Origin of the sequence: Chitinophaga sp. 30R24, assembly GCF_049056765.1 — a bacterium.
Lineage (GTDB): Bacteria > Bacteroidota > Bacteroidia > Chitinophagales > Chitinophagaceae > Chitinophaga.
Genome location: NZ_JBJGXX010000002.1, coordinates 659,678 through 682,788 on the forward strand (window position 1 = coordinate 659,678; position 23,111 = coordinate 682,788).

Here is a 23,111-nt window from a genome sequence, read left to right on the forward strand (position 1 = left end):
TTATCAGCAATATGAAAAAACAAATATTGTATTTCCTGCCCTTGTTGGCAGTAGTAGCAGTTTCCAGCTGTAAAAAAGATGATGAAGACCAAGGTAAATCTATACCTCCTGCTACTATTCAGTTTGTATTTACTTCCGATGCCCACTACGGTATTACCCGTACGAATTTTCAGGGAGGAGCCAATGTAGATGCTCATGTGGTAAATGCTGCCATGATAGCCCAAATGAACACCCTGCCAGACCTTACCCTGCCTGCTGATGGTGGTGTTAATGCCGGTAAAAAAATTGGTACCGTAGATTATGTAATGGAAGCCGGCGATATCGCCAACAGAATGGAAACCAGTGCCAATGTGCAAATTGCTGCTGCTTCCTGGGCGCAGTTTAAAATTGATTACCTGCAGAACCTGAAACTGAAAGGCCAGAATAACCAGCCCGCTGGTTTCATGATGGTACCAGGTAACCACGACGTATCCAATACAATTGGCTACTATGCAACAATGAGTCCATTAACGGATGCCAGCTCCATGGCAGAGATCTATAATCTGATGTTTAAACCGTCGTTACTGAAAACAGCTGCTACCTACAGCTATAACGGCGATCGCATCAACTATTCACGTGATATTGCAGGTGTACACTTCTGCTTTATCCAGATGTGGCCCGATTCTTCTGTAAGAATCTGGTTGAATGCAGATCTGCAGAACGTGAAAGCAACTACGCCGGTTGTCATCGTAGCACACGACCAGCCAGCAGTAGTGTCTAACCACTTTACCAACCCTAACGGGGATCATGGTATCAACAATACCGATAAATTCGATAACGTACTGGATGAACATTTCAAAGACGGTACTTCCGCTAGCCTGGCTGGTACCATCGAACAGCGCGCTTTCGCCGCTTTCCTGAAACAACATCCTAATGTTCGTTTATACTTGCATGGACATACGCATGAAAGTAAATTTTATACCTGGACTGGTCCGGATAACGACGTTTCTTTAAGTGCAATCAGCGCCGATTCTCCAATGAAAGGCCTGGTATCTTTACCGGATGAGACTAAAATGACGTTCCTCTTTGCAGCCCTGGACCCGGCTACCATGAAGGTAACCTTCCGCGAGTGCCTGTGGAACACAGATCCTACCAAACCGGCAACACCAATCAAATGGGGTAATGCTATTACCGTTGATCTGAAAAAATAAGCATATTCACAACGAAGTAAGGAGGCCTGGAAAGAAATTCCAGGCCTCTTCTTATTTTAAAGCATAATCTGCTGCCGAACTTATGCTCTCTCTGGAGGCGCCGCCCTGCTAATCGCCTTTACCCCTATCAGTTTTTAGGCCATCAAAGCCGCGCTGGCAGACCCTGTGAAAAGTATGCGGGCCGAGTAGAAATTTGCTAAACGGTTTTGCAATAAATATTATTCGGGTTACTTTTGATTCCCTGGTAATTTGGCTATACCTGCGTGAAATTTTGTATTTTCAGGTGATGGCCAACTATAAGGGGATTATTTAAGTAATGCTGGTAATGATAAAATTCCACAATTTCTGTCTATGTATCTTCTTGTTGCTGCTTTGCGCATTTACCGCCTCCGGACAAACGGATGGACTGGGCTTTTACAGCCATGAAGTGATACAGGACAGAAGGACAGGGTTGGCACTGGGGGAAGATAAACCTATTTGTTTTACCGGGAGTTTTGAACTATCCTTTGAGATATCCTTTGTTCCCCGGCAGAAAAATTACTTTGGTTATGTAGTGAGGATAATCCAAAATGAAGCGCAAAATATCGATATCCTCTACGACTATGATCCCCGTTTAGGGGATAAGCATTTCCGTGTAATCTACGGGGATAGTTATTCCGGGATTTCTTTCAGTATCCCCGGGTTAGGGATTACAGACGATTGGCATACCATCCATCTTAAATTTGATCCTGCTCAAAAGCTATTGACCATTACCCGGGACCTGGAAACTTTTACAGAAACGGTTAATTTTCCCGTATCTCCTTGCTATAAGGTATTTTTCGGCGCCAATGATTATCAAAACTTCAGGAATGCAGATGTACCGCCCATGAAAATCCGCAATGTACGGATGAAGGAAGATGGTGTGACCCGGTATATCTGGCGATTGAATGAAGAAGAAGGCAACGTGGCCACCGACTCCCTGAATAAACGCCCAGGTATGGTAACAAATCCGGTATGGATCAGGAAAATGCACCGCAGTTGGCAAGCCCTCCGGCATTTCAACATAAAGGGACCTGCCAACGTAGCTTTTAACCGGGAACAAGGTATCCTCTACATTATAAGCCGTGACTCATTATTCAGCTATACTATTCCCTCCGGTAAAATTGCGCCTGCCGCTTACACTACCGGTAGTCAGAACCTGTATAACTCTTATCAGTCAATATACAATCCAGGTACCCGGGAAATCTACACGTTTTCCCTGGATCTTAAAAGGGTGGCCAGTTTGCAAGTAGATTCTCCCGCCTGGAGCAATTACCTGGAAAAGCCGGAACGTTCTTCGGGGTATGGACATTTCAATAAATACTTGTGCGGGGATACAGCCCTGTATACCTTCAATGGATATGGTTACTTTCTGTATAAAAGTGATGTGTATCATGTGCCGTTGCCCTTTGTTGCCAACCACCGTTGCGATTCCGGTAGTAGCACTATTACGCCCCGCTACCTCGCTGCCGCAGGGGCAGATGACCATGGATTATATATCATAGGCGGATATGGCAATGCCTCCGGCAAACAGATACTGAATCCCAGGAACCTCTATGATCTCAATTATTTCAATCCCAGGGATCATACTTTTAAGAAGATATATGAGTTGAAAAAGGACTCGGAAGAATTTGTATTCGCTAATTCCCTTATTATCAGAAAAGAAGACCAGGCATATTTTGGTTTGATCTTCCCCAAACATAAGTTCAATTCGGAATTGCAAATGATCAAAGGTTCACTGACTCAGCCAACATTTGAGTTGGTAGGAGACAAAATCCCTTTTCAATTTCAGGATGTGGATGCTTATACAGACCTTTTCTATAGTCCTGCTATCAAGCGTTTTATTGCTGTAACCTTGTATAGTCCGGATGACCATAGTAATACCACCGTGAATATTTATTCCCTTTATGATCCGCCTTTCCCTATAGTTTCTCCATCGCCGCCACTATCACGGGTAGATAAGCGTCTGTTGTTGGCTATTGGATGCCTTACCGTACTTTTTATGTTGGGTGGTATTGTAGCGGCCGCTAATAAAAAGGATCAACTGCAGGAAACAGAAGGGGTGTTGCCTATGGAGAAAGTGGAAAAAGAAAATACTGCATTGGCTTTGCCGCCAGTACAAAGTGCAGTCTACTTATTCGGCGATTTCCAGGTATTTGATGCAGCCGGCAATGATATTACTAAACTATTTACGCCGTTGTTGAAAGAGCTGTTCCTCATTATTCTGCTGTATACGGTGAAATGGGAAAGGGGTATCAGCGCAGAGAAGCTGAAAGAGCTCTTATGGTTCGATAAGTCGCCCGAAAGTGCCCGCAACAACCTGGCAGTGAATATCGCTAAGCTCAAAAACATCCTCGACAAAATAGGATATAGTGAAATATCCAAAGACACCGGTTATTGGAAGATCAACACCAATGATGAACGGCTATACGTAGATTACGTCGCTTATCTGGAAGTGATCCGCAGGCAGGGGGAAACTAACCGCCGCTCCGATATGATGCAGATCACAGACATCATCAAACGGGGTGGTTTCTTGCCGACCGATGAACATGAATGGTTAGACCCCTTTAAATCCGGGATCTCCGATGAGATCGTAGACCGTTTCCTTCGTTACACTGCTATTGCCGATATTAAAGAAGATGCCGCCTTCCTGGTACGGGTGGCCGATTATCTTTATGCTTTTGATCCCGTGAATGAAGATATGATGCGGTTGAAATGTAAGGCATTGGTATATCTCGGTAAACACTCGCTTGCCCGGTCATCTTTCGAAAACTTCGTTAGAGAATACCGGAAGCTCTATGGGGAAGATTATCAGGCCGATTTCACAAAAACAATTGTTTAGCGGGTGGCCTCCCATAACTATGAATCTGCCATTTGCTAGCACTGCATTTAGCCGTTGTGTGGAAAAATAGCTTCCGGATAAATAACGTTTCCCTCCCCCGTTCAGCTGGGGTAAATATGCTGTAATCTTATCATGATGTCACTATACCGGTCTTATTAGCGTTTTATTAATCCCGTTGGGATATTTTTTTGAAGTTATTTTCCCTTATGCCATGGGATTAATCTTTTATTAATCATTTATTATTTGTTGTCTCTTTACTTGCATCAACAATAAGTAACCCTTCAAATTTCACGTTAAAAGGGGCATTCAGATAATAGGGTTAAAAAGAGCGCTGTCAACAATGGATAAATTCAATCCTCAGATTTCCCGCAGCACCAGCTTTATGGTATTATTATGCCTGACCGCAGGCAGTTTGTTGTGGGGATACGCCTGCAATAATGGCATCCGCGATACTGCCGGCAGCCGGAAGTCTACCCCTTTGTCCAGCAGGAACTGGGAAGAGTACGGTGGCGGCCCAGACCAATCGAAATATGTAGTGCTGACACAGATCAGCAAAGACAATGTTAAACAGTTACAGGTAGCATGGACCTATTCTACCGGTGATAGCACAGAATACCTTTTTAATCCCATAGTGGTAGATAATATCATGTACGTGGTGGCAAAAAACTATTCCCTGGTAGCCCTGGATGCGGCTACAGGCAAGGAGTTATGGATACATGCCAACCTTAAAGGCATTACCTGGCGGGGACTGAACTATTGGGAAAGTAAGGACCGGAAAGACCGCAGGATCATTTTTGCACTAAATAACTACCTACAGGCTATAGATGCTAACACCGGGAAATCGATATGGAGTTTTGGTGACCATGGCTCCGTATCGTTAAAAGAAGGGCTGTCCCGTGATCCTAACACGGTAGGCAGGGTGCAGTCTACTACCCCGGGTCGTGTGTTTGAAGACCTGATCATCCTGGGCTCTTCCCCCGGAGAGAATTATTTTTCCGCTCCAGGCTATCTGCGTGCCTATAATGTGCTGACCGGTAAGCTGGTGTGGACGTTTCATACTATTCCACAACCTGGCGAATATGGTTATGATACCTGGCCTAAAGACGCCTGGAAGTATGCTGGCGGCGCCAATACCTGGGGAGAAATATCCGTAGACACCAAAAGAGGGATTGCTTATTTTCCATTAGGGTCACCCACTTACGATTACTATGGAGGCGACCGTAAAGGCAGTAATTTGTTCGGCAACTGTTTACTGGCGCTGGATGCCCGCACGGGTAAACGCCTCTGGCATTTCCAGTTTGTGCATCACGACCTATGGGACTACGATTTAACTGCAGCCCCTCAGTTGATTACGGTAAAGCATAATGGAAAAGTAGTGGATGCCGTAGCCCAGGCTACCAAACATGGTTTTCTCTTTGTATTTAACCGTGTTACTGGCGAGCCATTATGGCCCATAGAAGAAAGACCCGTGCCTAAGAGCGATATGCCAGGCGAAGAAGCCTGGCCTACGCAGCCCTTTCAGCCGGCTATTGCACCTTTTACCCGGCACACTGTTACTGCTGATGACCTGAACCCTTATTTTACCGCTGAACAACAGGGAAATTGGCGGAAACGGTTGGCTGCCGGCCGTGCTGGCCTGTTTACCCCACCTTCCGATAAATACGAAACATTTATTATACCTGGTGCCGTTGGAGGAGCTAACCTGGGCAATACTGCTTCCGATCCTGCCAGAGGTATTGTGTATATATCCAGTCAGGATTATCCCTCCGTTTTTAAGCTGGAGAATATGGAAGAGAAAGAGGCCCGTGTAACCGGCACTCAGCATAATAAAGGAATGAACGCTTACCAGCAATATTGCCAGGCCTGTCATGGTGCCAATAAGGCTGGCGCTGCGGGGCCTTCTTTGTTAGAATTGGGTAAAAGGATAGATCTGGAAGGTTTTAAAAACACGGTGGCCCTGGGCAAAGGACAGATGCCCGGATTTCAGCATATCGATGAGAAAACAGTAACTGAGTTATACCATTACCTTGCTGGTAATACTATTGCCAGCAAACCTTTGCCGGTTAAAAAAGAAACGCCGGTAATGCCAGCTGGCCCTGTGGTGGCTACCGGCGGTGTGCCTGCGCCGGATGGTCCTCCGGTGAGGGGAATGGGCATGCGCTATTATCCTCCCGGCGTAGACTCGCCCGCCCAACGCTACGTAAGCGACTATGGCCTGGAGTATCCCAACCTTATGAGCCCTGTGTGGTCTTCCATTATGGCTTATGATCTTAATACCGGCATTGTGAAGTGGCGGCATGAGCTAGGTCAGGATGCCAACATCGCTAAACTGGGGGGTAAAAATACTGGTGTTCCTATTGGTTCCCAACGTAAAGGCATGATTGTTACTGCTAATGGACTGTTGTTTGCCACTTCAAAGGGAGGTAAGATCTATGCGTTTGACGCCGAAAATGGGGAAGAGCTGTGGTCGGCTAATCTGCCCTGGGAAACCTATGGTATGCCTGCTATGTATGAAGCCTATGGAAGGCAGTTCATCGTGGTAAGCGCCACTTCGCCGTTTACCAAAGAAAGTATCGACAGAACAAAAGAACCCGGCGCATTGCCACGGTCATACGTGGTATTCGCCCTGCCGGAAAAAATAAAATAGTTTTCCATGCACAGAAGGTCATTCCTCTTACAATCATCAGGGCTGTTGCTATCCGTATGGGTATTGCCCGGTTTTGCCCGGCCGCTGATCCGTAATAAAATGGATCGCATCGGAATGGGCACTGTATTGATGCGTTACCGCTTCAAACAAACCAAGCCCAAAGAACTCGCCACTATCAAAGATGAGCTAACGCTCCTGGAGGTACCGCAGTATTACCGCGACAGGTTCAGTATTAGCAAACTGGAGTTCTGGAGCAATCACTTCGAATCTCAGGCCCCTGACTATTTGCAGGCATTGAAAAATAAGATCAAAGCTGCCCGTAGCCATCTGGTAAATGTACAGATAGATAGTACCTACGACCTGGCCGCTACGAACGAAGAAGAAAGGCAGCGCAGTTTGCAGCATGTGAAGCAGTGGATGGATGCTGTGGCCTTTCTGGGGTCTGATTGTGTGCGGATCAATCCAGGACATGGTAATGGCTCCGTGGAAAAGAGCATCGCTTCCCTGAAAGAAGTGAATAGCTACGCTAAGAGCAAAAAGCTTATCTTATTAACTGAAAACCACTTCGGAATTGAAATGAACCCGGATGTACACCTGCGTATCGTAAAAGAAGCTGGCCCCGGGAATATCTATACACTGCCGGATTTCGGGAATTACCCTACCGCCAGTATGTACGCATCCCTGGAGAAAATATTGCCCTATGCCGGGCTGATCTCTGCTAAGGCCATGAACTTCAACAATAATATGGAACATCTTTCCTACGATTTCGACAAGTGCGTACGGATGACGGAAAAAGCTGGATTCAAAGGAATTTATTCTGTAGAGCAATGGAGCCCCGACTTCCAGGATATTGATTATGCGAAAGTGGGGGATTGGTTGGTAGAGCATGTAGCTGCCAATATTTAACCGCGGTTGCCGGATAGCCGGCAAAGCAGCATCAGAGGCTCCGCCGGATAGCCTGGATTTATGGTCAATTATCAAATATCAGCACTGGCAGCGGATTGCCAGTCCCTAAAAAAGTTATCAGTATGCGCTTTATTGCTTTATCCACGTTATGGGCACTATTTACAGGCGCAGCGTTTGCACAAACGGCGCCGAGGGGATTGAGTTTTGTGCCCGACTATACTTTTACAGGCAATAGCCTGGACCACTGGCAACAGTTAGGCGACGCCAGTTGGCATGTACAACAGGGTGAGCTGGCAGCTACTGTGAAAGAAGGCCACAGTGGATGGTTACTGTTGGAGCGTTCCCTTCAGGACGTAGGCTTTCATGCCCTGTTTAAATGTAGCCCCGATGCAGCAGCCGGTATCCTATTCAGAATAGAAAAAACTGCCGACAGTTTACACGGCGTGTTGGTATCTATTAAAGGGGAAAGTGCTACAGCCTATCGTATTACTCTTGATGCCCAGGGACATGAAACGCAAAGAATACCATTAAGATATGCCGGAAGTATTGTGCGTTTAGCCTTGCCTCCTAAACCCGTTACTACTAACAACAATCAACCGGCCCGCAGGCCACCAGCTGAGGGCCCGGTTTTACCTTTAACCAGACCCGAAACCGCTTTGCGTTCCAACGATTGGAACCAGGTGGAAGTAATGCTGGATGCAGACATTATCCGGACTTTCCTCAATGACGGCAGGGAACAGGGCGCCGCTACTGAGGAAATCACCGGCTATGGCCCTATAGCCTTGTATGCCGGCGGAAGCGGTACTGTAGCATATAAAGAAATAGGCATAAAGGATATCGCCGTCAGGGTACTGCCGGAAGAGAAAACCAGCGACCGGTATCATATACAGCGGATCAATGATATGTACTATTCCTGGGCAGCAACTGCGGCCGACTTTAACCACGACGGCTATACGGATATTGCTGCCGGGCTGAATATTTTCTACGGTCCGGATTATACCATATCGCGGGAAATTAACCCGGCACTAACGTATAATCCTTCCAAGGAATTTACGGAGATCAATTGTGAATACAGCTGGGATGTTAATGGCGACGGATGGCCGGATATAATTAATGGTACGCCCCGGGCTACCGTATATCTCAATCCCAAAGGCGCTTCCCGGCGCTGGGAAAAGTATGAGGTGATTCCCGCTGTACAAACCGAAGTAACGGTGTTCCAGGATCTTGACGGCGATGGTAAGCCAGAATTAGTGTATGGCGCTGATGGGTATATAAGATATGCGGTGCCTGATCCTGCAGATCCTACTAAACCGTGGATATCCCATATCGTTTCTGAAAAGGGCTATTCTATGGGACATGGCCTGGGTGTGGGAGATATCAATGGAGATGGCCGCAAGGATATTGTAAACGCCTATGGCTGGTGGGAACAACCCGCTGCCAACAAAGATCACCCCTGGACCTATCATCCCGCAGTGTTGGGCCGTTACGGTCACCGTGCTACCGGTGTAGGCGGCGCCGTGATGGCAGTATATGACGTAAATGGAGATCACCTCAATGATGTGGTAACCAGTCTCAATGCACACGGCTTTGGCCTGGCCTGGTTCGAGCAACAACGCGACGCAGCCGGCAATATCTCCTTCAAAATGCATATGATCAGTGATGATTTTGCGTCGAAAAATGCTGGTGATGTAACTATCTCAGAAATACATGGTACTACTGTTGCTGATATTGACGGAGATGGTGTCCCGGATTTTATTGTAGGAAAACGTTATTGGTCGCACCTGGATAATCATTTTGATCCTGATCCTTATGGAGCGCCTGTGATTTACGTATATAGAACCGTCCGCAATGTGAAAGCACCAGGAGGTGCTGAATTTATACCAGAGCTGGTACATAACCGCTCCGGCGCGGGATCTGACATATTAGCCGCCGATCTGAATAAAGATGGAGCGATAGACATTATTACTTCCACAGACAGGGGAACTTTTATCTTCTGGAATAAAACAGGGAAGCATCCATAAAAAAACTTGTTGTATTTTATAAATATCTATTATGAAACGTTTAGCTATTCCGGTTTTTCTGATGATGTTGTTGATGGGTAATGCATACGCCCAAACCAAAACTGGCGCCGGCGCCAAAAAAGCGCCTGCCATCAAGGCCAAACCCGCTATTGCGCCAGCGCCTAAAAAAGAAGATGTTGAAGATGGTAAAGTATTGCTTACTAAATCAGATTGTTTGGCTTGTCATAAGGTAGACACCAAAGTAGTAGGCCCGGCCTATATGGATGTGGCCAGGAAATACCCTTACTCTGTTGCCAATGTAGAGCTGTTGTCTAATAAAATCATTAACGGCGGTTCCGGTAACTGGGGCGCCGTGCCAATGGCAGCACACCCTACTTTGGCTGCTGCCGATGTAAAGAAAATGGTGGCATATATTCTTTCTTTAAATACCAAATAAAGTTCCACGTAAATGAAAAGAAATATATTATTGGTAGTAGTGCTGTCTGGGTTCAGCATATTTATTTATCAATGTAAGGTATCCAAAGAAACATCTGGTGTTAAGCATGATGCTGCCGGCAACATTATTGTAAATCCACACCCTTCCCCCTCTTTCCGCTCTGTGCAGGAAAGTATGAAATCCATTCAGGTGCCTGCAGGTTATCATTTGCAGCTGGTAGCCAGTGAGCCGATGATCAAAGAACCCGTAGCTATTGTATGGGATGGCGATGCCCGTATGTATGTAGCAGAAATGCGTACCTACATGCAGGATATTAATGGCACTGGCGAAAATAAACCGGTTTGCCGGGTGTCGCTGTTGGAAGACACTAATGGCGATGGCACCATGGATAAAAGCTCCGTGTTTATCGATAGCCTGGTGCTGCCCCGTATGATGCTGTGCATAGGCCATAAGCTGCTGGTGAATGAAACCTTTACTTATAACATCTGGAGTTACCAAGACACCAACGGCGACGGCGTAGCAGATACTAAAGAACTGGTATATAAAAATGATAAACCGGATACGCGTAACCTGGAACACCAGAAAAGTGGATTGCTGTGGAACCTCGATAACTGGATCTATGTAAGTTGTGATCCGGTACGTTACCGTTATATTGGCGGTAAACTGGTGCCGGATAGCCTTACCAATTCCCCCGGTGGGCAATGGGGATTGGGCAACGATGATTATGGCCGTTTGTTTTTCTCCAGTGCGGGCGCTGAAATTCCGGCCCTGGGATTCCAGATCAATCCGGCCTATGGTTTCCTGAATCCTAACGATCAATATGATAACGAATTCCAGGAGGTATGGCCAATCATCGCTACTCCGGATGTACAGGGGGGAATGCACCGGCTGCGTCCCGATACTACGCTGAACCATTTTACTGCCAGCTGCGGACAATCTGTTTACAGAGGGGATGCATTGCCCGCAGATCTAAAAGGCGACCTGCTCATCTGTGAGCCAGTGGGCCGTTTGGTTAGAAGGGCTAAAGTGTCGGAAGAAGAAGGAGAAATCAAGCTAAAGAATGCGTATAACAAACAGGAATTCATTACCTCTTATGATATGAACTTCCGCCCGGTAAATACGACCACAGGGCCGGATGGTTGCCTGTACATTGTGGATATGTATCGCGGTATTATCCAAGAGGCTACCTGGACAGCAGAAGGTAGCTTCCTGCGTCCACGCATTCTGGCAAAAGGACTGGAAAAAAATATTGGCCGTGGCCGTATCTACAGATTAGTGCACGATGGCTACAAACCAGACGTAAAGCCGCATCTGCTGGATGTTCCCGGCAATACACTGATCACTTACTTGGATCATCCTAATGGCTGGTGGAGAGACAACGCACAGAAAGAGATTATCGCCAATAACGACAGGTCTGTAATCCCTGCATTGAAAGAAATTGCGGCTGGAAAACATGCTACTATCGGTAAAGCTACCGGTGCGCTGGCCCGCATTCATGCCTTGTGGACATTGGAAGGATTAGGTGGTATTGATAAAGAGGTATTGTTTGCTGCCCTGGCAGACCAGGATGCGCAGGTGAGGAAAACAGCAGTATGGATCAGCGAAGCCTACCTGAAAAAAGATGATGAGGACGTGATTAACAAACTGGCATCCCTGAAAAATGATCCTGCTGCAGCTGTGCAACTCCAGCTTGCGCTCTCTTTATCCGTAAGTAAATCACCTGAGGCGAAAGTGTTACAGAACGCACTGGTAAGTAATGGTGCTTATAGTAAAATGATGCATAGTGTAGCGAACAGCGTAGAAGTGAACCTTAATACAAAAATGTTCGGCAGCCGTCTGGCTAACATGCCGGCAACACACCGTAACCTGATCCTCAACGGCGCTAACATTTATAAGCAACTTTGCTCTACCTGTCATGGTCCGGATGGTAAAGGTATTTTTGTAGGAGGTACCACCGCCGCCGCGCCCCCTTTTATAGGCTCCAAACGCGTAAACGGGGATAAGGAATTGCTGATGAAGATCCTGTTGAACGGCTTAACCGGCCCTATTGATGGTAAAACTTATACCGATGTAATGGCGCCATTTGGTGCTTCTAATACAGATGAATGGGTAGCTTCCATATTGAGCTATGTACGCTATAATTTTGGTAAGCCGGAAAAAGGGAAATCTCCGGTAATAGAAGTAGAGAACGTGAAGAAAATGAGAGCGGAAGTAGCTGGGAGGGATAAGTTCTGGACTATAGCAGAACTGGAAGCAGGTAAATAATTTTAGTCATTCACCTTGCGTGGCTGCGATGATGGGAATGCTTCTGGGTACTCATCATCGCAGCTGTTTGTAACAGGTTACTGTTGCAATGGCTATTTAATTTGACACATGAAATATTGTTCAATAATCGCTTTTACCCTTTTGTTGGGCGGTATCGCAAGAACTGCTGCGGCCCAGTCGGTGACGAAATACGTTGATCCTTACATTGGATCGGGTGGGCATGGCCACGTATTTGTGGGCGCCAATGTGCCTTTCGGCGCTGTGCAGCCAGGGCCTGCCAATATCTTCAAAGGCTGGGATTGGGACGCTGGGTATAACTATGGCGATAGTATATTGATCGGCTTCTCCCACCTACATCTCAATGGTACTGGTATAGGAGATCTGGGTGATATACTCGTAATGCCTTATACCGGAGCGATTAAAACTGATAAAGGTACTGAAGCGCATCATCGGGAAGGATATGCTTCCCTGTATCACCATAAAAACGAGATAGTGAGGCCAGGCTACTATGCAGTAACCTTGGAAGATTATCATATCCGTGCAGAATTAACCGCTACCAACCGTGTAGGCCTGCACCGCTATCATTTCCCGGAAAGCCAAACCGCCAGGGTAATCATCGACCTCAAAGAAGGCACCCAGGATAAAGCCACGGCAACTTTTATAGAACAAGTAGATGATACTACGTTTATAGGTTACCGTTATTCCACCGGATGGGCCAAAGATCAGCGGGTGTATTTTGCCATTCGTACGTCCGTTCCAGTTAAAGATTTTGAAATATACAATAATGCGCAACTGCAGGAGGGAAAGCAAGGAAGTGGCGATGCTATCAAAGGGCTGTTGAGTTTTGAAACTGCACCGGAGCAATTGTTGCTGAAAGTAGGACTCTCGCCGGTAAGTCCGGAAAATGCATTGGCTAATATCACTGCTGAAATACCTGGATGGAACTTTGACCAGGTAGCCCAACAGGCAGACGCCAGTTGGAATAAGGAGCTGTCTAAAATTATGGTGACTACAAAAACAGACCGTGACAAGAAGATCTTTTATACTTCTTTGTATCATACCATGATTAATCCGTCTGTTTTTAACGATCATAATGGGGATTACCGGGGAGCAGATAAAAAAGTATATGAGAAAGCGTCTTTTACCAGCTATACCATTTTCTCTACCTGGGATACCTATCGCGCCGCTCACCCGCTATATACCTTGATCGAACAAAAGCGCGCGGCAGATATGGTGAATACCATGCTCGCTATTTATGATGAACAGGGAATGTTGCCCAAATGGCATCTCTACGGGTATGAAACTGGTACCATGGTGGGCATCAGCAGCATGCAGATCATAGCAGAAGCCTACCTGAAAGGCATTAAAGGTTTCGATGCCGGAAGGGCGTATGCCGCTATTAAAGGTACTGCTATGTCGGACAGCCTGGGATTAATGTATGTAAAGAAACTGGAGGTAATGCCGAATAACCTGTACCGCCGCTCTGTAGCCACTGCGCTCGAATATGCGATCAGCGATGCCAGCACCGCGGAAATGGCCAAACAGCTGCATCACGCGGAAGACTATACTTACTTCAAACAACGGGCAGCCAGTTACAAATTGTATTTTGATCCTGCTTCCGGATTTTTCAGGGGAAGATCAGCTGCTGGAATGATGCGCCCGGACTTTGATCCCACAAAGGCGCCAGACCCGGAATTAGCTGAAGGTAATGCATGGCAATACCTCTGGTTGGTACCGCAGGATGTTACCGGCTTATCGCAGTTATTGGGTGGAAAAAAAGCCATGGCAGCCAAATTGGATACCTTCTTTACCTTACCGCTGAAAGAAGAAAAAGGAGGCCTTGCCGACCTTACAGGTTTAATTGGGCAGTATGCACATGGCAATGAGCCAGGGCATCATATTCCCTACCTGTATGCCTTCCTCGGTCAACAATGGAAAACGGCAGAAAAAGTGAGGTATATCATGAAGGAAATGTACCACGACCAGCCAGATGGCATTATTGGTAATGAAGATTGTGGGCAGATGGGCGCCTGGAATGTATTTTCCTCGCTGGGCTTTTATCCGGTGTTTCCTGCTTCCGGTAAATACGTGATCGGTAGTCCATCTGTAGATAAAGCTGTGATCAATACCGGTTCTGATAAGCCTTTTGTAATAGAAGCAGTAAATAACAGTCCTGAAAACATTTATGTGCAAAGTGTTCTGCTTAACGGCAAGGTTTATACGAAAGTATACTTGCTGCATGAAGACATCCTGAAAGGTGGTATACTGAAGATAATAATGGGGAATAAGCCCAACTATAATTTCGGCGCATTGGCAGCAGACCAGCCTGAATAATTCTATTAGCCTAATTATAAATTCATGCGTACAAGAACAAGAAAAACTATAGCTGTTAGCCTCGTAGCTTTATTAGCTGCTGCACCTGGTTTTACCCAACAGCAACAGGAGCTGAAGCTGTGGTATAACCATCCTGCCGGTAAAGTATGGGAAGCGGCTTTGCCTATTGGCAATGGCCGGGTGGCTGCCATGGTATATGGTAATCCAGGTAACGAACTGATACGGCTAAACGAAAATACGGTATGGAGCGGGAGCCCCAATCGAAATGATAATCCACACGCGTTAGCCGCTCTACCGGAAATCAGGCAACTGATATTCGATGGTAAAATGAAGGCCGCCAGTGAGATGGCGGCTAAAAATATACAGTCAGAGCGCATTAACGGGATGTGCTACCAACCTGTAGGTGACCTGAGCCTCCATTTCCCCGGCCACGAACAGTGTACAGATTACTACCGGGAACTGAACCTGGAAACAGCCGTTGCCACTACTTCCTATAACGTAAACGGCGTAAAATACATCCGCAATGTATTTGCTTCCATTCCGGATCAGGCGATCATTGTTCGTATCACTGCAGATAAACCTGGTAGCATTACTTTCAGTGCAGCGATGAAGAGCCTGCAAAAATCCAGTGTAGTGGCCAAAGGTAACGATGAGCTGGTATTGTCTGGCATCAGCGGCGATAAAGACGGAGTACCGGGGAAAGTAAAGTTTCAATCGCAGGTAAGATTTAAAACCGAAGGTGGTACTACTGTTACAACCGGCGACAGCTTGCAGGTGAGTAATGCCAGTGCGGTTACCATTTATATCGCTATGGCCACCAACTTTGTGAACTACGCTGATCTAAGTGCAGATGAAGGAAAACGTACCACTGGCTATATGAACAAGGCATGGCCCAAAAGCTATGCTGCGTTGTTAAAAGCACATACTGCCGCCTGGCAGCAATATTTTAACCGGGTACAATTAGATCTTGGAATCACAGATTCAGTAAAGAATCCTACTGATGTGAGGTTGAGAGATTTTTCCAACGCTAACGACCCGCAATTTGTATCGTTATATTTCCAGTTTGGAAGATACTTATTGATAGCTGCCTCCCAGCCGGGAGGACAGCCGGCCAACCTGCAAGGTATCTGGAATCCGATGATGAATCCACCTTGGGGCAGTAAGTATACCATTAATATTAATACAGAAATGAATTATTGGCCTGCCGAGGAAACCAACCTGACTGAAATGCATGAGCCTTTAATACAGATGGTAAAAGACCTGTCGGTAACCGGCCGGCAAACAGCGAGAGACATGTATGGTGCCAATGGTTGGGTTACCCATCACAATACAGACTTGTGGCGCATTACCGGGCCGGTGGATGGTATTTATTCCGCCATGTGGCCTATGGGGGGCGCCTGGTTAAGCCGCCATCTTTGGGAAAAGTATATGTACAGCGGCGATAAAAAGTATTTGCAATCCGTATACCAGGCTTTGAAAGGCGCCGCGCAGTTTTACCTGGATTTCTTGGTAGAAGAGCCAACGCATAAATGGTTGGTGGTAGCCCCATCTATGTCGCCGGAAAATAGTCCCCGGGCTTATCCTGGCGTATCTATCAGTGCGGGTGCTACCATGGATAATCAGCTGGTATTTGACCTTTTTTCCAATACCATTCACGCAGCAGAATTATTAAATACAGATGCTGCGTTGGTAGCTAAAATGAAGGTAGCCTGTAAGCGGCTGCCACCTATGGAGGTCGGGCAATACGGTCAGTTGCAGGAATGGTTGCAAGATTTAGATAACCCGGATGATAAACACCGTCATGTATCTCACTTATTTGGATTGTATCCTGCTAATCAGATTTCCGCTTACCGCACGCCGGCTTTGTTTGCTGCTGCACGCACTACTTTGGAACAACGTGGGGATATTTCCACCGGTTGGTCTATGGGATGGAAAGTGAATTTATGGGCGCGTTTACAGGATGGCAATCATGCAATGAAACTGATCAGAAATCAGTTAACGCCGGCAGGTCAGAACAAAGCAAAAGAGAACAGTGGTGGAGGTACTTATCCCAATCTGTTCGATGCACATCCGCCTTTCCAGATTGATGGTAATTTTGGTTGTACCGCAGGTATTGCAGAGATGTTATTACAGAGCCAGGATGGTGCTGTTCACTTGCTGCCGGCTCTTCCAGACGATCTGAAAAATGGTCGTGTGAGTGGATTGCGTGCCCGCGGTGGATTTGAAATTAAGGAGCTAATATGGGAAAATGGGCAGGTGGTCAGCGTAACTATTTTGTCGACCATCGGAGGAAATTGCCGTTTGCGTTTACCCAATGTGTTGCAGCAAAGTGGATCATTGAAACTGGCAGGCAACGCACGGCAAACCAATCCTTTTTATGCATCAGATACCACATCGGAGGCGCTGGTAAATCCCAAAGCTACGGTGATTATACCAGACGTGAAGAAGGTTTATACGTATGATATAGCTACACAGGCAGGTAAAACGTATACCTTTACACGTTAGTAATACGATTATAAAAGAGGGCCGCCTTCATATGAAGCCGGCCCTCTTTTATGACTTGACAAAGTATGATAGATTATAATACTAATTGTTCGTGTAGCCGTTGCAGTGTATCGGGACCATCATCTGAAAATCCCGGATGTATTTTAGAGGTTTGGATAACGCTGCTACGGGTGGCGGTGAGCCAGCGGAAGCGACTGGGCATATCCAATCGGGCAATGGGGCCTCCAGACTTGCTACCTTTGCAGATCTCCACAAATGCCTGCAGATAAGGCTGTACAATAGTAATGTCGATATGAGGCGAAAACGCTTTGAGCCTTTCTTCATCCAGTGTATAAACCGCTTCCAGGAACTTTTGCTGCTTACAATAGAGTATCACCCCCACGTTCAGGAATTCTTCCCGTTCTACACGAGGTACTATACGTATCACTGCATACTCATATAAGTGTTGCTCTTGCATGTTGTGCTTCTTTTACAAAAATTTCGGAATGAGTGATCCTGGTCATTAAAAAGTCAAAGTATATCTGCCTGCGCACGGTAGCGGTTTCGGAGGTATCTATAATGAGCCATTCGTCGGGAATAATATCTATAATGGCTTGTACGCGTTCTGGTGTTAACAGCAATCGGAAGGCGGCGTCTACTTTATCCAATTCACTGGCTTGAGGCAGCAATACATGGTCTTTTATCAGGGTAAAAGGACGTACGGCCTGTTCCTGCCAATTTTGCCAGCTATGATGGAAATATAGTGAAGCGCCGTGATCTATAAGCCATAGCTCATTGCGCCACATTAGCATATTGGTATTACGTGCGGTACGGTCTACGTTAGTCAGGAGACAGTCGAGCCATATAATCTGCGAGGCCAGGGAAGCTGGTAATGGGTTTACTACCGGGTCATAGGTAGTGGCGCCCGACAGATAATGTACAGCAAGATTCAGCCCCACGCTTTTCTTGAGTAAGTCTTGTATTTCTTCATCCGGCTCTGTACGGCCAAAGGCAGAATCTACAATGGCAAATACGATCTCAGGTATTTTCAATCCCAGGGTTCTGGCTATTTCTCCGCCAATTAATTCCGCGATGAGTGCTTTTACTCCCTGGCCTGCACCCTGGAATTTGAGTGCATATAAGAAGCCATCGTCTGCTTCCGCAATAGCTGGCAAAGAACCCCCTTCACGCAAAGGCGTAACATAGCGGGTTACATTCACCGTCCTCAGCTGCAGTGACTTGTCGTCTATCATTTATATCGGTTAATTTAACCCCAAATATATCAAAACTTACTGGGGCATGCAGATTTTATCTTATGGTGGACCCGGGTAGGAGTATCTTTTAAGATGGTTATGTTCTTGCAAATCAGTTTACTATAACTGGTAGTTTTATGGAGCTGATTATAATCAGTTTATTCCCTGATCACTATCATTTTTCAGTAAAGGTTGGCGTGGTAATTTAGCACCTGTAATCAATGGAAATGAAGAGGAAGAATTAGTGGTGTATGAAAACGCAATTACTATCATGGACAGGAGCATTAGGTTTATTAATATTTGCCTCTTGTTCAGCCCCGAAGGAATTACGGAAATCTCAGGCCGATAACGCAAGACTCGACAGCCTGTACCGGCAAACGCTAAGCGACCTGCAAGATTGTAAGGCCACCTCAGCTAAGAATGAAGCCATATCGACTAACAGGATAGAATCACTCAATAGCCAGCTGAATACACAAAAAAACAGCAATGATCAAATGCTGGATCAATTGAAAAACCTGTCTGTTATCTCCAGTTCACAGGCAGAAAGTATTCAGAAATCATTGGCTAATATCACTGCTAAAGATGCTTACATTAAAGACCTGCAAACCAGTATTGCAAGGAAAGATTCCCTCAATATGGTTCTGGTCATGAATCTGAAGGGTGTACTGGGTAACATCGATGATAAAGATGTTAATATCAAGATAGATAAAGGCGTTGTTTACATAGATATCTCAGACAAACTCTTATTTAAAACGGGAAGTTATGAAGTAACCGACCGGGCTAAAGAAGTGCTGGGAAAAGTAGCTAAGGTATTATTGAATCAGCCGCATATTGAGTTTATGGTGGAAGGCCATACCGATAATGTTCCATTTGCCCGCGGCGTGTTACTGGATAACTGGGACCTGAGCGTAAAAAGAGCTACTTCCATTGTGCGGATATTGCAAAATGATTATGGTATTCCGCCAGCAATGATGACAGCAGCAGGTCGTAGTGAGTACGTGCCCGTTGCTACTAACGATACTGTGGATGGCCGTAGCTTGAACAGAAGGACCAGGATCGTTATCCTGCCGCAGCTGGATCAGTTTTTCCAACTATTGGAAAAACCCCAGCAATAACAAAAGACCTCACTAAACACACATATATCATACAATTCAACATTTCTACACTCCGGAAGAGATATTTATCTCATCCGGAGTATTTTTTAAGCTAAATGGTAATGGTTATACTCGCCACCAGAAAATCTATTTACCTCATGCTAAAATGTTTGTTTGTTATTCATTGTTATCAGTGTTTTTCGGGAGCAGGAAAAATCAGTAGTTGTACGTAGGAGCAGGACGATCGCTTAGCGCGTTAATGAATGCAATAATGTCTTTTATTTCTCCATCAGATAAATTGAGTTTGGTAGCAGACAGGGTTTGAAAAGGGTCGTTGAGGCCGAGGCCGTTGCCGCCGCCAGCATTATAGAACGCCATTACTTTTTCGAGGTCGCGGAAGGCGCCGTTGTGCATATAGGGAGCGGTCATGGCTGCATTGCGGACGGTAGGCGTTTTAAAAGCGCCTTTGTAAAAATCGATGGGGAAGAATTCGAACCTGCCTGCATCTTTTTTATCTGGTTGCAGCTGTTCCAGGTTGTCATTGTTTGGTACGCCCAGGTTTTCAAATTCGGTGAACTGGTATAGAGGGGGCGTGAGGCCATTGAACAGTGGTGCAAAATGACAGGTAGCGCACTGGGCTTTACCCATAAATAAGTTAAAACCGCGTATTTGAGCGGGTGTTAGCGCATTTTTGTTACCGGCAATATATTCATCCAGGGCACTGTTCATAGGAGATAGGCTGTTTACATATGCGGTAATAGCCGTAGCTACTTGCTGGATGCTTATTGCACTATCTGAGGGAAAAGCCCTGTGGAAGGCTTCCTTATAAGTAGGTTGTTCTTTCAGCCTGGTTACTATTGTTGTCACAACGCCATTCATTTCTTCCGGGTTCTGGATCACTGCTTGTATCTGTTTGCGTAGGCTGCCAGCCCGTCCATCCCAGAACTGTGCGTACTGTAAGCCTGTGTAATATAGGCTAGGCGCATTTCTTCTAACATGGTGCACACCATCGAACGCAACACTGTTACGCAGGCCATCACTGAAATATTTATCGGGTTGGTGGCAGGTAGCACAGCTACGGGTGTAGTTACCAGATAATGCTTTCTCGGAGAACAGGCGTTGCCCCAAGGCCAATAAGGAATCCGTTTGTTCCAGGCTATCGGGGAAAACGGCTGTATTGAGCGCATTGCGGCTAAATAAGTGTTTGGCTTCGTAGTTGAGGGCGCCGCGGGTATGTTGCTCCAGGTGCAGTGAGCGTATGAGGTTGCCGAGGTTTTCCTGCAAGGGTAGGGCGTAGGAAGTGAGGAATTCCAACCGGTTGAAGGTGTCGAAGTCAGGATGCAGTTCCAGGTATTGTATGCATTGTTTTAGGTAAATACTAACGGTATCGGCTATAGGAAGATGTTGCTCCAGCCATGGTGTTAATACGCTTTGGATGGAGCGCATGGATTGTGCTGTTTCCACAATGCCGCTTTTAAGTTCTGGGGCATCATAGCCGGTGATGCCATTGGCGTATAGGCGTATCAGTTCTATACGTAAACTTTCCATAATAGCTTTATCAGTAGGGGTAAACTGGTATAAGAGGGCTGGGAGGTCGGCGGCGGAAGAACTGATCACTTCGGCTTGTTCCAGCAATGCTTTCTTTTGAGTATAGGGGTCTTGGCTATATAATAGTACGGCCATTTGCTGTAATCCGGAAGGGGGCTGGTATTCCATGTAGGGTTCATCTATTTCTGTTTTTGCCGGGCGATTATACACCATGGCTGCGCTGAAGAAAAAGTAATCAAGGAACCATTCGATCCGTTTGTATTGCAGGCGGCAGTTTTTCAGGGCATCTTCAACATGGTGGAGGCTGTGGGGGGAGGTGGCATCCATTTCGCGGATAGCTGTTTCCAGCTCCCGGGAGGCTGCCGCAAAGCCTGCGGCGCCTTCCCGAAAAACCGTAATAGTATGTGCCACTGCTATATCGTTGTCGGTGGTTTGTTTAAATCCCCAGGAGGTAAACACCGCCACTACGGTAAACAGCGGCCAGATGAGCCATATGTATTTATTTTGAAACATGCACGGTAAAGGTATCCTTAATATGGCGATATGCATCGGTTACAGTGTATTGACTGGTGGCCGCAGTAGGCGTTACCGTGATACTCCTGCCGTTGTCTTTACCGCTGCTCCACTGATAAGCGCCAATGTAAGATGCTTTTAACACTGCTTGCTGACCTTTTTTGATGTAGATATCGGTGTGTTTGTTGACATCTTTCATCATGGTAAACTGATCACGGATGGAGCCATCAGCGCATATCCATTTCAGGTCCAGGCGGTTTTCCTGTATTTCCAGCAAGCTGGAGCCGCCATGGTCGGCGTCAGCAAAGTACATAGCCGGATGTGGATAGATAGTTTGCTTACCACCTAATTTGCCTGCAGATCCGCTTACTACGTATACAATTCCCTGTTGGTGCAGGCTATCTTTGATATAGGGCGCTGCGTTGGCGCTGCCATCGTATTTGCCAGAAGAATTGCTGAGATTATGTTTGGCGGCATCAAAGGTTGCTGCCATGCCATAGTGGCCTTTGATCAGCCGGGTTCTTTCGTAGTCGTGGCTATGTCCGTTCAGCACCAGGTCTACTCCGTTACGTTCCAGTACCTGGATGAAGTTTTCACGGATTTTTACCAGTTCGTCTTCTTCGTCTGAGTTGTGCGATCCCATAGTATAAGGAGGATGATGCCAGAAAGCAATCACCCAGCCTTTGTTTTTGTTGGCAGCCAGGTCTTGTTTAATCCAGGTAACCTGTGGGCCCAGGGTATCGTACAGGCGATAAGAACTATCTTCTTTACCATAGCTGTCGAGTGACAGGAAATGGATGTTGCCGATGTCGAATGAGTAGTACGAAGCGGTATGGGAAGGTACTCCTCCCGCCTCGCCTTCAGTGGGCATGGTGAAGTTCTGGTAGTAAGTGGTTTGATGGGTAACCTGCGCGGATTTTTCCGAGAGGTCAGTATCATGGTAATCATGATTGCCGGGCGCCGGAAACAGTGGATACTTTTTCAGCAGATCGTCTTTATATATATTAAAGAACTTGCTTTGGAACTCAGCATCAGTACCATCGGGATAAGCATTGTCGCCCAGGAGTATCCAGGCTTGCAGCTCATTTTTACCCAGATATTTCAGCAGTTGTTCTTTTACCTGCCGTTGATTGATGGAGTTGTCGCCACAGTCGCCTAATGCAGCGATGCGGTACAGGCCAGTTTTTCCAGCATCTGGCAGGGTAGTGAAATAGTTATCTTCATTGCCTTGCAACACATCTTTGAAGCCGCCGATAGAGTAGTAATAACGGGTGCCGGGTTGTAAGCCAGTGATCCGTATCTTATGCTCGGTTACTAATGCCGCATCATCTGCTTGGTGGTCCAGTTTATCCGGTGAAGTGCCATATTTTACCCGGCTACGGGCAGATACGTCTGTACGCCATCTGATCACGATGCCATGGCTGCTGGCGGATTGTAAATAAGGACCACGTAACAGGGCGGCAGTAACGGGGCTGTATTTTTTTACAGTGGCTTCCTGTGCCAGTACGGTAGGTGTACCGGCCAATAATAATAAGGAAGCAAGGAAAAGAGATTTCATAT

General features: G+C 46.4%; 14 protein-coding genes. 10 read left to right on the plus strand and 4 right to left on the minus strand.

Annotated features, from left to right (window positions below):
- Positions 1–11: 11 nt before the first annotated feature.
- The 9 genes from ACDQ55_RS09285 to ACDQ55_RS09325 all read left to right on the plus strand — a co-directional run bounded on the left by ACDQ55_RS09285 (position 12) and on the right by ACDQ55_RS09325 (position 17,164).
- Positions 12–1,190: a metallophosphoesterase family protein gene (locus tag ACDQ55_RS09285; protein ID WP_420981095.1), complete on the plus strand. Its 1,179-nt coding sequence runs from the start codon at positions 12–14 to the stop codon at positions 1,188–1,190.
- 325 nt (positions 1,191–1,515) lie between these two features.
- Positions 1,516–4,050 (plus strand): hypothetical protein, encoded by a 2,535-nt coding sequence (locus tag ACDQ55_RS09290; RefSeq protein WP_420981096.1) that lies wholly within the window; start codon positions 1,516–1,518, stop codon positions 4,048–4,050.
- A 340-nt stretch (positions 4,051–4,390) separates the two neighbouring features.
- A complete protein-coding gene (locus tag ACDQ55_RS09295; RefSeq protein ID WP_420981097.1) occupies positions 4,391–6,697 on the plus strand; it encodes a PQQ-binding-like beta-propeller repeat protein in 2,307 nt (768 codons plus the stop codon).
- Positions 6,698–6,703: 6 nt separating this feature from the next.
- A complete protein-coding gene (locus ACDQ55_RS09300; RefSeq protein WP_420981098.1) occupies positions 6,704–7,603 on the plus strand; it encodes a TIM barrel protein in 900 nt (299 codons plus the stop codon).
- A gap of 122 nt (positions 7,604–7,725) precedes the next feature.
- Positions 7,726–9,624 carry an FG-GAP-like repeat-containing protein gene (locus tag ACDQ55_RS09305; protein ID WP_420981099.1) on the plus strand — a complete coding sequence of 633 codons (1,899 nt, stop codon included), beginning with the start codon at positions 7,726–7,728 and terminating at the stop codon, positions 9,622–9,624.
- A gap of 31 nt (positions 9,625–9,655) precedes the next feature.
- Entirely contained in the window at positions 9,656–10,060 is a 405-nt protein-coding gene (locus tag ACDQ55_RS09310) for a c-type cytochrome (RefSeq protein ID WP_420981100.1), read from the plus strand.
- A gap of 12 nt (positions 10,061–10,072) precedes the next feature.
- Entirely contained in the window at positions 10,073–12,325 is a 2,253-nt protein-coding gene (locus tag ACDQ55_RS09315; protein ID WP_420981101.1) for a DUF7133 domain-containing protein, read from the plus strand.
- Between the two features lie 108 nt (positions 12,326–12,433).
- Positions 12,434–14,659 (plus strand): GH92 family glycosyl hydrolase, encoded by a 2,226-nt coding sequence (locus tag ACDQ55_RS09320; RefSeq protein WP_420981102.1) that lies wholly within the window; start codon positions 12,434–12,436, stop codon positions 14,657–14,659.
- Positions 14,660–14,683: 24 nt separating this feature from the next.
- Positions 14,684–17,164, plus strand: a complete 2,481-nt coding sequence (locus tag ACDQ55_RS09325; RefSeq protein ID WP_420981103.1) for a glycosyl hydrolase family 95 catalytic domain-containing protein — start codon at positions 14,684–14,686, stop codon at positions 17,162–17,164.
- 73 nt (positions 17,165–17,237) lie between these two features.
- Here ACDQ55_RS09325 and ACDQ55_RS09330 read toward each other — a convergent pair whose 3' ends face one another.
- Both ACDQ55_RS09330 and ACDQ55_RS09335 read right to left on the minus strand, forming a co-directional pair.
- Entirely contained in the window at positions 17,238–17,621 is a 384-nt protein-coding gene (locus ACDQ55_RS09330; RefSeq protein WP_420981104.1) for a DUF3037 domain-containing protein, read from the minus strand.
- Complete coding sequence (locus tag ACDQ55_RS09335; RefSeq protein ID WP_420981105.1) at positions 17,599–18,396, minus strand: HipA family kinase; 798 nt, start codon at positions 18,394–18,396, stop codon at positions 17,599–17,601. Before ACDQ55_RS09335 ends, ACDQ55_RS09330 begins: the two co-directional genes overlap by 23 nt.
- A 251-nt stretch (positions 18,397–18,647) precedes the next feature.
- Here ACDQ55_RS09335 and ACDQ55_RS09340 point away from each other — a divergent pair, with 251 nt between their 5' ends.
- Positions 18,648–19,511 carry an OmpA/MotB family protein gene (locus ACDQ55_RS09340; RefSeq protein ID WP_420981106.1) on the plus strand — a complete coding sequence of 288 codons (864 nt, stop codon included), beginning with the start codon at positions 18,648–18,650 and terminating at the stop codon, positions 19,509–19,511.
- Between the two features lie 195 nt (positions 19,512–19,706).
- Here the strand turns inward: ACDQ55_RS09340 and ACDQ55_RS09345 are convergent, their stop codons facing one another.
- Together ACDQ55_RS09345 and ACDQ55_RS09350 are read right to left on the minus strand one after the other, a co-directional pair.
- Positions 19,707–21,551 (minus strand): cytochrome-c peroxidase, encoded by a 1,845-nt coding sequence (locus ACDQ55_RS09345; RefSeq protein WP_420981107.1) that lies wholly within the window; start codon positions 21,549–21,551, stop codon positions 19,707–19,709.
- Positions 21,538–23,109: a purple acid phosphatase family protein gene (locus tag ACDQ55_RS09350; protein ID WP_420981108.1), complete on the minus strand. Its 1,572-nt coding sequence runs from the start codon at positions 23,107–23,109 to the stop codon at positions 21,538–21,540. Before ACDQ55_RS09350 ends, ACDQ55_RS09345 begins: the two co-directional genes overlap by 14 nt.
- Positions 23,110–23,111: the final 2 nt, after the last annotated feature.

What these genes read in the sequence shown, in the direction of transcription:
- ACDQ55_RS09285 (WP_420981095.1), top strand. Translation starts at nt 12, where the DNA reads ATGAAAAAACAAATATTGTATTTCCTGCCCTTGTTGGCAGTAGTAGCA.
- ACDQ55_RS09290 (WP_420981096.1), top strand. Translation starts at nt 1,516, where the DNA reads ATGATAAAATTCCACAATTTCTGTCTATGTATCTTCTTGTTGCTGCTT.
- ACDQ55_RS09295 (WP_420981097.1), top strand. Translation starts at nt 4,391, where the DNA reads ATGGATAAATTCAATCCTCAGATTTCCCGCAGCACCAGCTTTATGGTA.
- ACDQ55_RS09300 (WP_420981098.1), top strand. Translation starts at nt 6,704, where the DNA reads ATGCACAGAAGGTCATTCCTCTTACAATCATCAGGGCTGTTGCTATCC.
- ACDQ55_RS09305 (WP_420981099.1), top strand. Translation starts at nt 7,726, where the DNA reads ATGCGCTTTATTGCTTTATCCACGTTATGGGCACTATTTACAGGCGCA.
- ACDQ55_RS09310 (WP_420981100.1), top strand. Translation starts at nt 9,656, where the DNA reads ATGAAACGTTTAGCTATTCCGGTTTTTCTGATGATGTTGTTGATGGGT.
- ACDQ55_RS09315 (WP_420981101.1), top strand. Translation starts at nt 10,073, where the DNA reads ATGAAAAGAAATATATTATTGGTAGTAGTGCTGTCTGGGTTCAGCATA.
- ACDQ55_RS09320 (WP_420981102.1), top strand. Translation starts at nt 12,434, where the DNA reads ATGAAATATTGTTCAATAATCGCTTTTACCCTTTTGTTGGGCGGTATC.
- ACDQ55_RS09325 (WP_420981103.1), top strand. Translation starts at nt 14,684, where the DNA reads ATGCGTACAAGAACAAGAAAAACTATAGCTGTTAGCCTCGTAGCTTTA.
- ACDQ55_RS09330 (WP_420981104.1), bottom strand. Translation starts at nt 17,621, where the DNA reads ATGCAAGAGCAACACTTATATGAGTATGCAGTGATACGTATAGTACCT.
- ACDQ55_RS09335 (WP_420981105.1), bottom strand. Translation starts at nt 18,396, where the DNA reads ATGATAGACGACAAGTCACTGCAGCTGAGGACGGTGAATGTAACCCGC.
- ACDQ55_RS09340 (WP_420981106.1), top strand. Translation starts at nt 18,648, where the DNA reads ATGAAAACGCAATTACTATCATGGACAGGAGCATTAGGTTTATTAATA.
- ACDQ55_RS09345 (WP_420981107.1), bottom strand. Translation starts at nt 21,551, where the DNA reads ATGTTTCAAAATAAATACATATGGCTCATCTGGCCGCTGTTTACCGTA.
- ACDQ55_RS09350 (WP_420981108.1), bottom strand. Translation starts at nt 23,109, where the DNA reads ATGAAATCTCTTTTCCTTGCTTCCTTATTATTATTGGCCGGTACACCT.